Annotated in this window: 15 protein-coding genes; 5 read left to right on the top strand and 10 right to left on the bottom strand. The window is 71.8% G+C overall.

Going from position 1 to position 13,465, the window contains the following annotated elements; all coding sequences use genetic code 11:
* Window positions 1-79 precede the first annotated feature (79 nt).
* Entirely contained in the window at window positions 80-634 is a 555-nt protein-coding gene (locus IEY86_RS16890; protein WP_189132516.1) for a NuoB/complex I 20 kDa subunit family protein, read from the bottom strand.
* 62 nt (window positions 635-696) lie between these two features.
* Window positions 697-1,056, bottom strand: coding sequence for an NADH-quinone oxidoreductase subunit A (locus IEY86_RS16885; protein WP_189132515.1), 360 nt, complete (start codon window positions 1,054-1,056; stop codon window positions 697-699).
* Between the two features lie 437 nt (window positions 1,057-1,493).
* Here IEY86_RS16885 and yidD point away from each other — a divergent pair, with 437 nt between their 5' ends.
* Entirely contained in the window at window positions 1,494-1,943 is a 450-nt protein-coding gene (yidD, locus tag IEY86_RS16880) for a membrane protein insertion efficiency factor YidD (protein WP_229698495.1), read from the top strand.
* A 178-nt stretch (window positions 1,944-2,121) separates the two neighbouring features.
* Window positions 2,122-2,967, top strand: coding sequence for a C40 family peptidase (locus IEY86_RS37565; protein ID WP_189132514.1), 846 nt, complete (start codon window positions 2,122-2,124; stop codon window positions 2,965-2,967).
* Between the two features lie 122 nt (window positions 2,968-3,089).
* Here the strand turns inward: IEY86_RS37565 and IEY86_RS16870 are convergent, their stop codons facing one another.
* Window positions 3,090-4,376 carry a geranylgeranyl reductase family protein gene (locus IEY86_RS16870; protein ID WP_189132513.1) on the bottom strand — a complete coding sequence of 429 codons (1,287 nt, stop codon included), beginning with the start codon at window positions 4,374-4,376 and terminating at the stop codon, window positions 3,090-3,092.
* Between the two features lie 40 nt (window positions 4,377-4,416).
* Window positions 4,417-5,130: a demethylmenaquinone methyltransferase gene (locus tag IEY86_RS16865; protein ID WP_189132512.1), complete on the bottom strand. Its 714-nt coding sequence runs from the start codon at window positions 5,128-5,130 to the stop codon at window positions 4,417-4,419.
* A gap of 159 nt (window positions 5,131-5,289) precedes the next feature.
* On the opposite strand from IEY86_RS16865, the gene IEY86_RS16860 reads away from it, so the two are divergent.
* Complete coding sequence (locus tag IEY86_RS16860; RefSeq protein ID WP_189132511.1) at window positions 5,290-5,799, top strand: SMI1/KNR4 family protein; 510 nt, start codon at window positions 5,290-5,292, stop codon at window positions 5,797-5,799.
* A gap of 135 nt (window positions 5,800-5,934) precedes the next feature.
* Entirely contained in the window at window positions 5,935-7,023 is a 1,089-nt protein-coding gene (locus IEY86_RS16855; RefSeq protein WP_189132510.1) for a questin oxidase family protein, read from the top strand.
* Window positions 7,024-7,122: 99 nt separating this feature from the next.
* Here the strand turns inward: IEY86_RS16855 and IEY86_RS16850 are convergent, their stop codons facing one another.
* Entirely contained in the window at window positions 7,123-7,533 is a 411-nt protein-coding gene (locus IEY86_RS16850) for a cupin domain-containing protein (RefSeq protein WP_189132509.1), read from the bottom strand.
* A gap of 59 nt (window positions 7,534-7,592) precedes the next feature.
* Between IEY86_RS16850 and IEY86_RS16845 the strand changes: the two genes are divergently transcribed.
* Window positions 7,593-8,081: a MarR family winged helix-turn-helix transcriptional regulator gene (locus IEY86_RS16845; RefSeq protein WP_444545849.1), complete on the top strand. Its 489-nt coding sequence runs from the start codon at window positions 7,593-7,595 to the stop codon at window positions 8,079-8,081.
* Between the two features lie 81 nt (window positions 8,082-8,162).
* On the opposite strand, the gene IEY86_RS16840 is transcribed toward IEY86_RS16845, so the two are convergent.
* The 5 genes from IEY86_RS16840 to IEY86_RS16820 all read right to left on the bottom strand — a co-directional run bounded on the left by IEY86_RS16840 (window position 8,163) and on the right by IEY86_RS16820 (window position 13,462).
* Complete coding sequence (locus IEY86_RS16840; RefSeq protein ID WP_189132508.1) at window positions 8,163-8,597, bottom strand: imidazolonepropionase-like domain-containing protein; 435 nt, start codon at window positions 8,595-8,597, stop codon at window positions 8,163-8,165.
* A 43-nt stretch (window positions 8,598-8,640) separates the two neighbouring features.
* Entirely contained in the window at window positions 8,641-9,852 is a 1,212-nt protein-coding gene (gene mqnC, locus IEY86_RS16835; protein ID WP_229698494.1) for a cyclic dehypoxanthinyl futalosine synthase, read from the bottom strand.
* 128 nt (window positions 9,853-9,980) lie between these two features.
* The gene (locus IEY86_RS16830) at window positions 9,981-10,526 is read right to left on the bottom strand and encodes a DinB family protein (RefSeq protein WP_189132507.1); all 546 of its coding nucleotides are present in this window, start codon (window positions 10,524-10,526) and stop codon (window positions 9,981-9,983) included.
* 179 nt (window positions 10,527-10,705) lie between these two features.
* Window positions 10,706-11,386, bottom strand: coding sequence for a hypothetical protein (locus IEY86_RS16825; protein ID WP_229698493.1), 681 nt, complete (start codon window positions 11,384-11,386; stop codon window positions 10,706-10,708).
* A 555-nt stretch (window positions 11,387-11,941) separates the two neighbouring features.
* Window positions 11,942-13,462: an MFS transporter gene (locus IEY86_RS16820; protein WP_189132506.1), complete on the bottom strand. Its 1,521-nt coding sequence runs from the start codon at window positions 13,460-13,462 to the stop codon at window positions 11,942-11,944.
* Window positions 13,463-13,465: the final 3 nt, after the last annotated feature.

Raw genomic sequence — 13,465 nt, 5'->3', positions numbered from 1 at the left:
CCTTCGTTCGCTTCTCCGCCCGCGAGGCGAGCGAGCGGCCGGTCCTCCGGCTGCCGTCGGGCAGCCTCGCGTGCGTCACTCACCGGAGCAGCCCCTTCATCTCGATCGTCGGCAGGGCCTTGAGCGCCGCTTCCTCCGCTTCCTCGGCCGCCTTCCGGGCGTTCACGCCCAGCGGCGACTCCTGGATCTTCTCGTGGAGCTTGAGGATGGCGTCCAGGAGCATCTCGGGACGCGGCGGACAGCCGGGAAGGTAGATGTCCACGGGGACGATGTGATCGACGCCCTGCACGATGGCGTAGTTGTTGAACATCCCGCCCGAGGAGGCGCAGACGCCCATGGAGATGACCCACTTGGGATTGGGCATCTGGTCGTAGACCTGCCGAAGGACGGGCGCCATCTTCTGGCTGACCCGGCCGGCCACGATCATCAGGTCCGCCTGCCGCGGTGAGCCGCGGAACACCTCCATGCCGAACCGGGCCAGGTCGTACCTCCCGGCTCCGGTCGTCATCATCTCGATGGCGCAGCAGGCGAGGCCGAACGTGGCCGGGAAGACCGACGACTTCCGCACCCAGCCCGCGGCCTGCTCGACCGTGGTGAGCAGAAAGCCGCTCGGCAGCTTCTCCTCAATACCCATCCGAATTGCCCCAATCTCAGATGTTCAGGCTCGTGCCCGTGCCCGGGACCGCGACCCGGCGGCTAGTCCCACTCCAGGCCGCCGCGCCGCCATACATAGGCGTAGGCGACGGCCACGGTGAGCGCGAACAGCACCATCTCGACGAGCCCGAAGATCCCCAGGGCGTCGAAGGAGACCGCCCATGGGTAGGTGAAGACGATCTCGATGTCGAAGATGATGAAGAGCATGGCCGTCAGGTAGTACTTGATGGGGAAGCGGCCGCCACCCATCGGCTGCGGAGTGGGCTCGATGCCGCACTCGTAGGCCTCGACCTTGGCCCGGTTGTACCGCTTCGGCCCGATGAGCGAGCCGGCGGCCACGGATCCGACCGCGAATGCGGCCCCGAGGCCCCCGAGTACGAGGATCGGCGCATAGGCGTTCACGTCCTCGGCTCCTCTCTCCAGTCGGCTTTGACTGTCGGCTTGCGACGCTGTATGTGAGCAGGTTCACAAGCCCGGATCGCCTGCATCCTATGCCCCTCGCTCTGTGATCTGCGACACGGGGTCCTGGACGGAGTTTGTGATCTTCGACACCCGCCCAATGATCATGAAGTCGGATGAGAGCAGATGCTCGTACGCGAAGCACACAAGTGATCACCGGAGGTCATATCTCGGCACGTTGTCGCAGGTGGAAGGCGTGTGCTTCTACCTCGCACATCGCGTGGGAAGCAAATTTGAGATGGGCGAAGCGGCGTGATAATGCCCGACGACTCTCGAGGGCGGGACGAGCTTTCGCGGGGTGTTGCCCACGCGTTCACAAACGCCGCGGCGGCTACGCTCGGGACTCTCGCTCGAGAGAGACGTTACGGGGGTGACTCGCGATGGCGCAGGGGCAGAGCGGATGCCTGGGCCGCAGGAAGCGGAAGAAGAAGAAAGAGAAGGGCGACGGCGGGGGTGACGGCTCGGCCACGGAGTGCGGCTGCGACGCGCTGGACTGCTGCGACCTCATGGTCCTCATGCAACTGCGGATGCTCGGCGCGGTGGTCCTGGCCGCACTCGGCCTCGGCAGGACCGTCCGCGCGCTGAACGAGGAGGCGGGCACCCCGAAGGGGTTCCTCGCCCGGCGGATGCACACGGCCGTGCGGTACTACCAAGTGCGCATCAGCCCTCGTTACGGGGCGCGTTGCCGCTACAAGCCGACCTGCTCGGCGTACGCGGCCACCGCGCTGCGGCGCCACGGGGCACTTCGCGGGGGCCTGTTGACCCTGCGCAGGCTCGCGCGCTGCAACCCGCGCGGCGGGCGGGGCGCGGACCCGGTACCCGAGGCCTGAGACGGCGCCTGAGATTTGTCCCGATTGCCGTGAATACCGTAAATGCCGCCGGAGGTAACGACTCGACAACCACCCCCGGCGGCAGGCAGATTCAGGACATTAGGGATACGGGTTGATGATCTGTGACCCATCTAACGCGTTTTGTGCGGAACCGATAGCTCCTGATAGCCATGAGGCCATGTTCCGCAACTCCACCGAAGGCCGGGCCGCGCAGGGCGCCCGCTCCGGCCGACATATAACCGGCCGCCGATGGGTCCGCACCGCGGGCGCCGTCGGCGGTGTCCTGTGCGGCGTCGCCCTCGGCGGAGCCGTCTCACCCTCCTCCTCCGCACCGTCCGCCCCCGCGGCCGATCAGCTTCCGGAGCGCGTGCCGGTGCAGTCCATCGCCGCGCTGTCCGACCACACCGGCCAGGCCGCCGCCGTCGACCGGGCGGTGGACCGCCTCGGCGACGAAGTCGCCAAGGACGCGGCCGCCAGGCGCGAGGCCGCCGAGCGCAAGCGCAAGGCGGCTGCCGCCGAGGCCAGGAAGAAGAAGGCGGCCCGCGAGGCCGCCGCCCGCCGCGAGGCCGCCGAGGAGCGCGCCCGTGCCTCCCGCTCGGCCACCCGCGCCGCTCTCTCCCCCCACCCCTCCGCCTCCGCCTCGACCGCAGCCCCGCAGTCCTCCGGCGGTGTCCAGGCAGCGGTCTCCTTCGCCCTGGCCCAGGTCGGCGACTCCTACGTCATGGGCGGCAACGGCCCCGACGCCTGGGACTGCTCGGGCCTGACCCAGGCCGCGTTCGCGCGAGCGGGCATCTCCCTGCCGCGAACCGCCGACGCCCAGGCCTCGGCCGTCCGGTCGATCTCGCGCTCCGAGGTGCGCTCGGGCGACCTGCTGTTCTGGACGAACAACGGCGCCGCCTCAGGCGTCTACCACGTCGGCATCTCCCTCGGTGGAGACCGCTACGTCGACGCCGCCAACCCCGGCGCGGGCGTCCGCACCGCCGACTTCTCCTTCTCGGCCCCCCAGTTGTTCGGCCGCCCCTGACCCGCGAGGCCGAACACCACTGAACCAGCGCGCGGGCCCGCCGTGCCCCCACCCGGCGGCCCGCGCGCCGACCGGCGTCGAAGGAGCCGCCCGGGGTGTCCCGGGCGGCTTCCGGGGTTTCGCTAGGCTTTCGGGGCCGCCTTGGAGAGGCCGTTGATGACGCGGTCCATCGCGTCGCCGCCCTGGGGGTCGGTGAGGTTGGCGAGGAGTTTGAGGGTGAAGCGCATCAGCGTCGGGTGGGTGAGGCCGCGCTGGGTGGCCAGCTTCATCACCTTCGGGTTGCCGATGAGCTTCACGAACGCGCGGCCCAGGGAGTAGTAGCCGCCGTAGGTCTCCTTGAGGATCTTCGGGTAGGCCTGGAGCGCCAGTTCCCGCTGGCCCGCCGTCGCCCGCGCGTGTGCCTGCACGATGACTCCGGCCGCGATCTCGCCGGACTCCATCGCGTACGCGATGCCCTCGCCGTTGAACGGATTGACCAGCCCACCGGCGTCGCCGACGAGCAGGAGGCCCTTGGTGTAGTGCGGCTGGCGGTTGAACGCCATGGGCAGGGCCGCGCCGCGGATCGGGCCGGTCATGTTCTCGTCGGTGTAGCCCCAGTCCTCGGGCATCGAGGCGCACCAGGCCTTGAGCACCTCGCGCCAGTCGAGGTCCTTGAACGCCGAGGAGGTGTTGAGCACGCCGAGGCCGACGTTGGACGTGCCGTCGCCCATGCCGAAGATCCAGCCGTAGCCGGGCAGGAGCCGCTCCTGGGAGCCTCGGCGGTCCCACAGCTCCAGCCAGGACTCCAGGTAGTCGTCGTCGTGGCGCGGGCTGGTGTAGTACGTGCGCACCGCGACGCCCATCGGCCGGTCCTCGCGGCGGTGCAGGCCCATGGCGAGGGAGAGCCGGGTGGAGTTGCCGTCCGCGGCCACGACGAGGGGGGCGTGGAAGGTGACGGGGGTCTTCTCCTCGCCCAGCTTCGCCTCGACCCCGGTGATGCGGCCGGTCCGGTCGTCGATGACCGGCCCGGTGACGTTGCACCGCTCGTGCAGCCGTGCCCCCGCCTTCTGCGCCTGGCGGGCCAGGATCTCGTCGAAGTCGGCGCGCTTGCGCACCAGCCCGTAGTCGGGGAAGGTCGCCAGCTCAGGCCAGTCCAGCTGGAGCCGCTGGCCGCCGCCGATGATCCGCAGGCCCTTGTTGCGCAGCCAGCCGGCCTCCTCGGAGATGTCGACGCCCATCCCGACAAGCTGTTTGACGGCCCGCGGGGTCAGCCCGTCGCCGCACACCTTCTCGCGCGGGAACTCGGTCTTCTCCAGCAGGAGAACGTCGAGCCCGGCCTTCGCCAAGTGGTACGCGGTCACGGCGCCCGCCGGCCCCGCTCCGACCACGATCACGTCGGCACTGCGCTCGGAAGCAAGGGTGTCGGTCACGGCTCTCCCAGGTGGGTGCGGGTCTGGTGCGCGCCTGAGTCTATGAGGACGGGGCGCGGTACTGCGGCTTGGTACCGCGGTGCAGGGCGACGATGCCGCCGGTGAGGTTGCGCCAGGCCACCTCGCCCCAGCCCACCCGCTGGACCGCCCGCGCGAGCCGGGCCTGGTCCGGCCACGCCCGGATCGATTCGGCGAGGTAGACATAGGCGTCCGGGTTGCTGCTGACGGAGCGGGCCACGGGCGGCAGGGCCCGCATCAGGTACTCGTTGTAGACGGTGCGCAGCGGCCCGAACGTGGGGCTGCTGAACTCGCAGACCACCAGCCGTCCTCCCGGCCTGGTCACCCTCAGCATCTCGGCGAGGGCGTCCTCGTACCCGTTGACGTTGCGCAGGGCGAACGAGATCGTCACCGCGTCGAAGCTCTCGTCCGCGAAGGGCAGCCGGGTCGCGTCCCCGGCCGTCAGCGGCAGCTCGGGGTGCTTGCGCTTGCCCTCGCGCAGCATGCCCAGCGAGAAGTCGCACGGCACGACCCGCGCCCCGGCGGCGGCGAACGGCAGCGAGGAGGTCCCCGTCCCGGCCCCCAGGTCCAGCACCCGCTGGCCCGGCAGCGCTCCTACGGCCTGGGCGACGGCCCGCCGCCACAGCCGTGTCTGCCCGAGGGAGAGCACATCGTTGGCGAGGTCGTACTTGGCCGCGACGTCGTCGAACATCGCGGCGACTTCCTGCGGCTTCTTGTCCAGGGAGGCTCGGGTCACTCCCCCATTGTTCACCGCCGCCGCGCCCCCGGCGGCACGGGGGCACCCGCGGCGCGCCCGCGCGGCGCCACCCCCCGGGGCGTGCTCGCCCGGAGGGGGCGGGGGCGCGTTGCAGCCGTGTTCCGGTCGCTCGCGAGTGCGCGGGGGCAGCTTCGGGGCATGAGTGTCTGGACGGTCGGTTCGGCGAACACGCTGAAGGTGCTCCGGCTGGTGGCTCCTCCCGAGCGGCGGGAGTGGGCCGCCGTGGACTGGGCCGCGGTGGAGCGGCAGGTGGGCCTGCGGCTGCCCGCTGACTACAAGGAGCTCGTCGGGGTCTACGGGGCCGGGTGCTTCGGCGAGTATCTGCATCTCTACCAGCCCTGCGCGGCCTGGCGGGAGCTCGATCTGGTGCACCAGGTGGAGCAGGGGCTCTCGTCGCTGAGGTTTCTGCGGGACGCCGGGGCGCTGGTGCCCTACCGCGTCGAGGACCCGGCCGACCTCGTGCCGTTCGGGCGGGCGGAGAACGGGGACGAGTGCTACTGGCGGCGCACCGGCGTCGAGCCCGACGAGTGGACGGTGGTCGTCGGGGACGCCCGCGGCGATCGGTGGACGGAGTTCGACGGGGGGCTAGCGGAGTTCGTCCTGGGAGTGCTGGCGGCCTCGTCGTCGATCGCGTTCAACCCGTACTGAGGCCGCCGGTACCGAGGCGGCCGGTACACAGGCGGCCGGTACACAGGCGGCCAGCCACCGGCGGCTGCCGGGCGCCGCGCAGAGGCGCCCGGGCCCGGCCGACAGAACGAGCCCGCCTCTCCTAGCCTGGGGAGCATGGACAAGGACACGACCGGCACGCTCGACGAGGCGCTGGAGCGGGTGCACTCCACCGGTCCCGAGTTCCGCGGCTGGCTGAGCAACCACGCTCCGATGGCCGTGGAGGCCCTGGTCCGCAACGGTTTCGCCGGGCGGGTGCACCCCTGGCTGGACGTCTACGTCAGGCGGCTGGAGGAGCTGCCCCGGGCCACCACCCGGATCGAGCCCGATCAGTGGCGGGAGGCGCTGGGGAATCCCCAGCTGCTCGGTGAGTGGCTGGAGTTCTTCGGGGTGGAGATGTCCGAGCGGCCCTGGCGGGACGTGCTCGCCACCTGGTGGCCGCGGCTGGTGCCCGGGATCGCCGCGGGGGCGACCCATGGGGTCATCAGGACCGGCCACGCCGTGCGCGTCCTCCTCGACGAGGACGAGGACGGCGGCGATGACGGCCGAACCGGGCCGAGGACCGCGGAGTTGGGGCAGGCGCTCGGGTACTGGGCCGCGCGGTGGCAGCCCGTGCCGGGGGTGGTCGAGCCCTCGGGGCGGCAGGGCCCGCTCGAGGCGCTGGGAAACGTACCCGCGGTGCCGGATCAGGAGCGCGGAATCGATTACCGGCTGGGGCAGTTGGGGCGGGTCGACCGGTGGCCGGGGGCCGTCTCGGCGCTGCGGCCGGCGCACACACCCGAGCAGGCGCGGGTGCGGCTCGCGGAGGTGGCCTACGCGGCGACGGTCCGGTTGCTCACCCATGGTCACGGCGACGCGGTGATGCAGGTGCACTCCGCCACCGCGCCGACCGCCGTGCTGCGGACGCTTCCCGCACTGCCGGAGCGGCTGTGGGTGCCGAGTCTGAACGCGGCCTGGGCCGCCGGCGCCGCCGTCACGGCCGCGTACGAGCCCGCCGAGGCCGCCCCGGCGCGGGAGGCGGAGCGCCTGGTCGCCGAGGCGGTGGACGTGGGCGAGGTGCTGGAGCGGGCGGCGGAGCACGGCGACGAGCACGCCATCAAGCTCGCCGACACCGCCGCCGAGGTCTTCGGGCGGACCGGCGATCCGACCGCGCTCGCCGCCGCCGTCAGGGGCCTGGGGCTGATCCCGCCCGCGGCGACCGGCTGACGGGACCACGGGACCACGGACCGGCAGCCCCCGGCCCCTCACCGTCGGCCGACCGGCCCGGCCGGCCGACCGGCTGACCGGTCCGCGGGCGCGAGCGCGCTAGGCGATCCAGGCGGGGATCAGTTTGCCGCCGTCCAGGGCGGCGCACGCGGTGGGCGCCGCCACCGATGGGGCGTAGGCGCCGGCGCCCGACCGGGCCGCGACGATCGCCGCGAACCCGGCGTGGTTGTCGCAGTGAACCCGCCGGGCAACATCGGCCGGAATGACGACGGTGTCCCCGGGCTCCACGGCGAAGGACTCGCCGTCGAGCTCGACGGTGGCGCCGCCCTCGAGCACCGTCCACACCTGCTCGGTGTCGAAGGAGTGCGCGGGACCGGACTGCCCGGTGCGCATGTCGACGCGCCAGACGGCGAGCCCGGCGGCGTCGCCCTGGGTGGGTGAGGCGAGGGTGGTCATCACGGCGTTGGGGGTCTCGGTCCTGCGGCTGTGGGCATGGCGTATGACAGGCATCGGGGCATCTCCTACAATCGACAATGCGGTTGTCTACTCAAGGAAAATGGTGAACCTGGTTGTCGATCGTGTCAAGTGACGTCGGCGGTACCCCCGGCTTCGAGCTGCCGCTGCGGCTCTTCCTCGGCTTCCGTGTCCTCATCGACGACCTGCACGCCGAGCTGGCCCGGCAGGGGCATCCGGACGTGCGGCCGATGCACGGATTCGTCTTCCAGGCCATCGGCCCGACCGGCACCACGGCGGCCGAGCTCGGCAGGACGCTGGGAGTCTCCAAGCAGGCGGCGGCCAAGACCGTCGACGGGCTGGAGCGCCTCGGCTATGTGCGCCGCGCCGCCGACCCGTCCGACGCCCGCCGGAAGACCGTCCAGCTCACCGAGCGCGGCGTCGACTGCCTGGTCCGCTCGGCGCGCATCTTCGACGAGTTGCGGGAGCGGTGGGCGCGGACGCTGGGCGAGGAGCGGCTGGACGCCATGGAGGAGGATTTGCGGAAGGTGACACCGCGGGAGGTGTTCCGGCTGGATGTGCCGGGATGGTTCGGCGGCCAGTGAAGCCGCGGGCGGCGAGCCGTCAGGTGCGACCGGCTCCTGGCGCGCGCTCTCAGGACCCGAAGGCCCCGGCTGCGACAGGTTCTAGGCCCGGCGGTGGACCAGACGGCCCGCCAGGACCGTTGCCACGCAGGTGCCCTGGCCGTCGAAGACGGCGAGGTCCGCCCGCGCTCCCGGCACCAGTGCCCTCGGGCCGCCGCCGCGCGCCAGCCCGCTGCGCGAGAGCGCTTCGAGGACGGCCGGGTCGCCGCCGGGTTCCGCCACCGCCGTCACCCCGGCCTTCAGCAACTGGTGCACGCTGCCCCGGGGATCGTCCCCGGCCAGGGGTCCGGCGTGGACGAGGCCCGGAACGAGCACGCCGGGCCACCGGCGCACCCGCGCCCGCGGATACGCCTCCTCCAGTTCGTCCAACGCGCCCACGGCCGCGATCAGCTCGCCGTCCACGAGCACGGCGCCGTCGCGCACGGGCTCCCCGTCGCCGGTCGGGCGGACGACGGGGGCGGTGTGGAGGGTGAGCACGGGGACCGGGATTCGTCGGATTCGGGGCTGTCGGAGTCGGGACTCAGGAAGCGTCGATGAGCTTGAGCTCGGGGTGCGCGGTGCCGCCCTCGATGGCCGTGGACGACAGATGGGAGACGACGTGGTCGTCCACCGGGTCGTTGGCCGGGTCGTCGTGCACCACGAGGTGCTCGTACGTCGTCGCGCGCTGCGCGGGCACCCTGCCCGCCGCCCGGATGAGCTGCAGCAACTCCATGCGGTTGGAGCGGTGCTTGGCGCCGGCGGAGGACACCACGTTCTCCTCCAGCATCACCGAGCCGAGGTCATCGGCCCCGTAGTGCAGGGAGAGCTGCCCGGCCTCCTTGCCGACAGTGAGCCACGAGCCCTGGATGTGGGCCACGTTGTCCAGGAAGAGCCTGGCCACCGCGATCAGCCGCAGGTACTCGAAGACGGTGGCCTGCGTCTGGCCCTTCAAGTGGTTGTTCTCGGGCTGGTAGGTGTACGGGATGAACGCGCGGAAGCCGCCCGTGCGGTCCTGCACGTCACGGATCATGCGCAGGTGCTCGATCCGCTCGGCGTTGGTCTCGCCGGTGCCCATCAGCATCGTGGAGGTGGACTCCACGCCCAGGTTGTGGGCGATCTCCATGATCTCCAGCCAGCGCTCGCCGCTCTCCTTCAGCGGGGCGATCGCCTTGCGCGGCCGCTCCGGCAGGAGTTCGGCGCCGGCGCCGGCGAACGAGTCGAGCCCGGCGGCGTGGATACGGCGGATCGCCTCCTCGGCGCCGACCCCGGAGATGCGGGCCATGTGCTCGACCTCGGAGGCGCCGAGGGAGTGGATGACCAGCTGCGGGAACGCCTTCTTGATCGCCGAGAAGTGCTCCTCGTAGTACTCCACGCCGTAGTCCGGGTGGTGGCCGCCCTGGAACATGATCTGGGTGCCGCCGAGTTCGACCGTCTCGGCGCAGCGGCGCAGGATGTCGTCGAGGCCGCGGGACCAGCCCTTGTCACTCTTGGGCGGCGCGTAGAAGGCGCAGAACTTGCACGCCGTGAGGCATACGTTGGTGTAGTTGATGTTCCGCTCGATGATGTACGTCGCGATGTGCTCGGTACCGGCGTAGCGGCGGCGGCGCACCTTGTCGGCGGCGGCCCCGAGCGCGTGGAGCGGGGCCGACCGGTAGAGGTCGAGCGCCTCCTGCGCGGTGATGCGACCGCCCTCGGCGGCCCGGTCGAGAACGGACTGCAGGTCGGAGCGTGTCTGGGGCAACTGCGCTGTCACCTGGGCGTCCTTCCGGGGTGGTCGATCACTGGCCCGACCAGCGTACGCCAGCGCCGCCGCCCGCCCGCGAGGCCCACCCGGCGGCGGGTGTCCCAGCAGGGATTCCCGCCGTGTCGCGAGGGGATCGGCTACATCCCCGCGGCGCCGTCGATCCGCTCACGGAGCAGGTCGGCGTGACCGTTGTGCCGGGCGTACTCGGCGAGCATGTGAACGAGGATCCGGCGCAGGGAGACGGGGTTCCCGCTCGACTTGGCGATGCCGGTCTCGTCGAGCGAGGAGGCGTGGGCGACGATCTCGCGGGAACGCTCGCACTGCGCCCGCCACACGGCGAAGGCCTCCGCGAGGTCGCCGTCGAGGCTTTCGAAGTCCTGGTCGGGGTCGTCGTCGGAGTAGTACAGGAGCGGGACGTCCTCACCGGCGAACTGCACACGGAACCACCACCGCTCCACCCCGGCGAGATGGCGGACGAGTCCGTGCAGGCTCAGTCCGGACGGAGGGGCGGCCTTCTCGGAGAGCCTGTCCGCCGGGAGACCGGCGCACTTGAGCTCGAACGTCTGGCGGTGCCATTCGAGGTAGGCGGTCAGGATCTCCCGCTCGTCCCCCACGAGAGGCAGCTCGGGTCGGGTGTCCGCGGCCCACCGCGGGGAGTAGTTCTCCGCTGGGATGTCGGTCATGGCGCGAGTGTCGCAGCGGCCACTGACATTGACACTCGTAGCGGGTTCCGGTGGGGCGGGCCCCGGTTCCGGCTCTGGGAATCGGCCGGCCGGGGCCCGCACGCACGGTCAGCCGCGGTCCATCCGCGGACAGCCGCAGTCAGCCGCCTTCAGCCGCGGTCGGCCGCGGTCGGCCGCGGTCAGTTGGTGCAGTTGGGAACGCTGCCGGGGGGAGCGCAGTTGTTCGGCGTGTTGTTGCCGACGAACGTGCTGGTGAGGGTCACTGCGCCGGAGTTCTCGTAGATGCCGCCGCCCAGGGAGGAGGTGGCCACGTTGCCGACCACGAAGCTGCCGACGAGCGATGAGGTGCCGATGTCGTTGTAGAGGCCGCCGCCCGCGGTGGCCTCGTTGTTGCGCAGGGTGCTGGAGTTGAGCCTCACGGTGCCACCGAAGTTGGCGATGCCGCCGCCCACCGCACCGGGCTCGGCCTTGCCGCCGCGGAGGGTGAGCGCGGTCAGATTGAGCGAACCGGCGTTCCCGGGGGTGAGGGCGTCGACCTCCACGATCCGGAAGTCGGGGGCGCCGGGGGCGCGGGCGATGTCGGTGCCGAACCCGTTCAGCGAGATCGGGGTGGTGATCACCGGCAGGCCGGACGGTCCATTGCCGGACACCGCGTGGGGCGCGGTGAGCGTGTACGTGCAGAGCGGGGCCAACTGCAGGCTGCCTCCGCCGTTGGAGTTGGCCGTGGTGATGGCCGCCACCAGTGCGGCCTCGTTGCACGGCACGACGCGGGCGGCGTTCGCGTTCGTCGGGATGAGGGCCAATCCTGCTGCCAGGGTGGTGGCCCCGAGGAAAGCCGAGAGCTTGCGAGTGGCTCGCATGGAGTGTGCTCCTTCTGTGTGGATCGAGAGCCGCACCAGTCGGCCCAGGGAGCGGCACGACTGGTGGATCCTTTTCTCTCCTATGGAGGAGCGCGTCCAGCGGGACCGCGCCGAGAGCACTGCCTTCGCCGACCGGAATGGGTCAACTGCGGACCGCCTTGCCACAACTCCTCCGGGAGGGTTGGGCGGCCCGCCGGTGTGCATACACAGCAAAGCGGCTTGGTCAAATTTAATCAAGGAGCCGCCGATAAGTCTTACTAATCGGGCCATAGGGAGCGGGGCATCCGGGCCTGCCCCGCCCTGGGCTCGGATGTAGGAACCCCGGATCGGTATGCGGGGAATTGGCGAGCGCCCGCATTTCCACCGGCAGCGGAATTCTGCTGCCGACTCCAAGTGTCAGCCCTGGGGCGGTCATCTCCCCGCGGCCGAGTTCGCATTGAGTTGCGAATTCGGGAACGTTGCGGCAAACGGCCGTACGACGTCGCCTCACGCCTCGGGACGCGGTCGTCCCATCCCTCGGGCCACGCCCGCCTCACCCCTCGGGCCACGCTCGCCTCACCCCTCGGGCCGCAGCGCACCGGGGCCCGCCGCTCGGGGCCTCAGCGCCACACCGGCCACGAGCGCCCCCACGCCCACCAGCACCGCCGCCAGCACCAGCCCCGCGTGGTAGCCCTCGAGGAAGGCGGCGCCGGGGTCCGCTCCGCGCCGCACCGCCTGGCCCTGATGGCGGGCGACGACCGCCCCCACGAGGGCGATCCCCAGCAGACCGGAGAACTCCCGTGCGGCGCTCAGCACCCCCGACACCACTCCTGACGACCCGTCGGAGGAGGAGTCCAGGGTGCTGGCGGCCAGCGGCACGGTCACCGCCGAGCCCGCCCCGATCGCGACCAGGCCCGGCAGGAGGTCCAGGACGGTCGCGCCCTCGCCGACCCGAGCCAGCAGGAGGAGGCCCCCGGCCACGGTCAGCAGGCCTCCCGCCGAGGTCCGGTGCACCCCCAACCTGCGGGTCAGCAGGGAGGCCACTGGGGTCGCGGCGATCAGGCACAGGGCGACCGGGGTGAACGCCAGACCGGCCTTGGTGGGGGTGAAACCCAGCCCCCGCTGGAGGAAGAGCGCGGTGAAGAGGAAGACACCGTTGACGCCCAGCCCCCACAGCACCTGCGCGGCGACACCGCCGCTGAACACCCGGTCGCGGAAGATCCCGAGATCGACCATGGGCGTGCAGGCCGTGAACTGACGGGCCACGAACAGCCCCAGGGCGCAGGAGGAGCCGATGAACGCCCACAGGGTCACGGGTGAGACGAAGCCGTGGTGCGGCCCCTCGATCAGCCCGTACGCGCAGCCCCCGGCGGCCAGGCACGACAGGACCGTGCCCGCCGGGTCGAACTGCTGGGCGGACCTCCTGACCGAGCGGTGCCCGCCACCCGCGCCCCCGTCCCGGTCCGCGCCCCCGTCCCGGTCCGCGCCCTCGCCCCCGCCCTCGGAGGGCACGGCTCCCATTGGGACGGCGCCAGCCCTGCCGCCCGGTACCGACCGGGCCACCGCCGCCATCGCCAGCAGCCCGAAGGGCACATTGATCGCGAAGATCCAGCCCCAGCCCCAGTGCTGGCTGATCAGGCCCCCGAAGACGGGGCCGAGCGCGAGCGCCGCCGCCAGCGCGGACATCCAGGTGGCGATACCGGCGGCCCTGGCCCTGGGGCCGAGGTCGCGCATCAGTACGGCGAGTGAGGCCGGGATCACCAGCGCCGCCCCGATCCCCTGGACCCCGCGCCAGGCGATCAGGACCGCTCCCCCGCGTGCCAGGCCGCAGAGCAGGGATGCCCCGGTGAACAGCGCCAGTCCGGTCAGGAGCGTCGGCCGGCGCCCCCACACATCGGCCGCCCGGCCGCCGGTGAGCAGGAGCGCGGCGAAGGTGAGCGGATAGGCGGCGGCCACCCACTCCAGTCCGGACAGGTCCAGGCGGAGGTCCTGCTGGATACGCGGCAGCGCCACATTTACGACGGTGTTGTCCAGGCACGTCATGAAGGCCGCGAAAGCGAGCGCCACCAAGAGCCCATTGTCACCCGGTCGGCTCATGGT

It is taken from the genome of Wenjunlia tyrosinilytica, from assembly GCF_014646055.1.
GTDB classification, from domain to species: Bacteria; Actinomycetota; Actinomycetes; order Streptomycetales; family Streptomycetaceae; genus Wenjunlia; species Wenjunlia tyrosinilytica.
This window is presented reverse-complemented; position numbering and strand designations above follow the sequence as displayed.

Bases quoted from the DNA above. Each gene is read 5' to 3' on its own strand.
- IEY86_RS16890 (WP_189132516.1), bottom strand. From the start codon at position 634: ATGGGTATTGAGGAGAAGCTGCCGAGCGGCTTTCTGCTCACCACGGTC.
- IEY86_RS16825 (WP_229698493.1), bottom strand. From the start codon at position 11,386: ATGCGAGCCACTCGCAAGCTCTCGGCTTTCCTCGGGGCCACCACCCTG.
- IEY86_RS16850 (WP_189132509.1), bottom strand. From the start codon at position 7,533: ATGCCTGTCATACGCCATGCCCACAGCCGCAGGACCGAGACCCCCAAC.
- IEY86_RS16830 (WP_189132507.1), bottom strand. From the start codon at position 10,526: ATGACCGACATCCCAGCGGAGAACTACTCCCCGCGGTGGGCCGCGGAC.
- yidD (WP_229698495.1), top strand. From the start codon at position 1,494: ATGGCGCAGGGGCAGAGCGGATGCCTGGGCCGCAGGAAGCGGAAGAAG.
- IEY86_RS16855 (WP_189132510.1), top strand. From the start codon at position 5,935: ATGGACAAGGACACGACCGGCACGCTCGACGAGGCGCTGGAGCGGGTG.
- IEY86_RS16820 (WP_189132506.1), bottom strand. From the start codon at position 13,462: ATGAGCCGACCGGGTGACAATGGGCTCTTGGTGGCGCTCGCTTTCGCG.
- IEY86_RS16860 (WP_189132511.1), top strand. From the start codon at position 5,290: ATGAGTGTCTGGACGGTCGGTTCGGCGAACACGCTGAAGGTGCTCCGG.
- IEY86_RS37565 (WP_189132514.1), top strand. From the start codon at position 2,122: ATGTTCCGCAACTCCACCGAAGGCCGGGCCGCGCAGGGCGCCCGCTCC.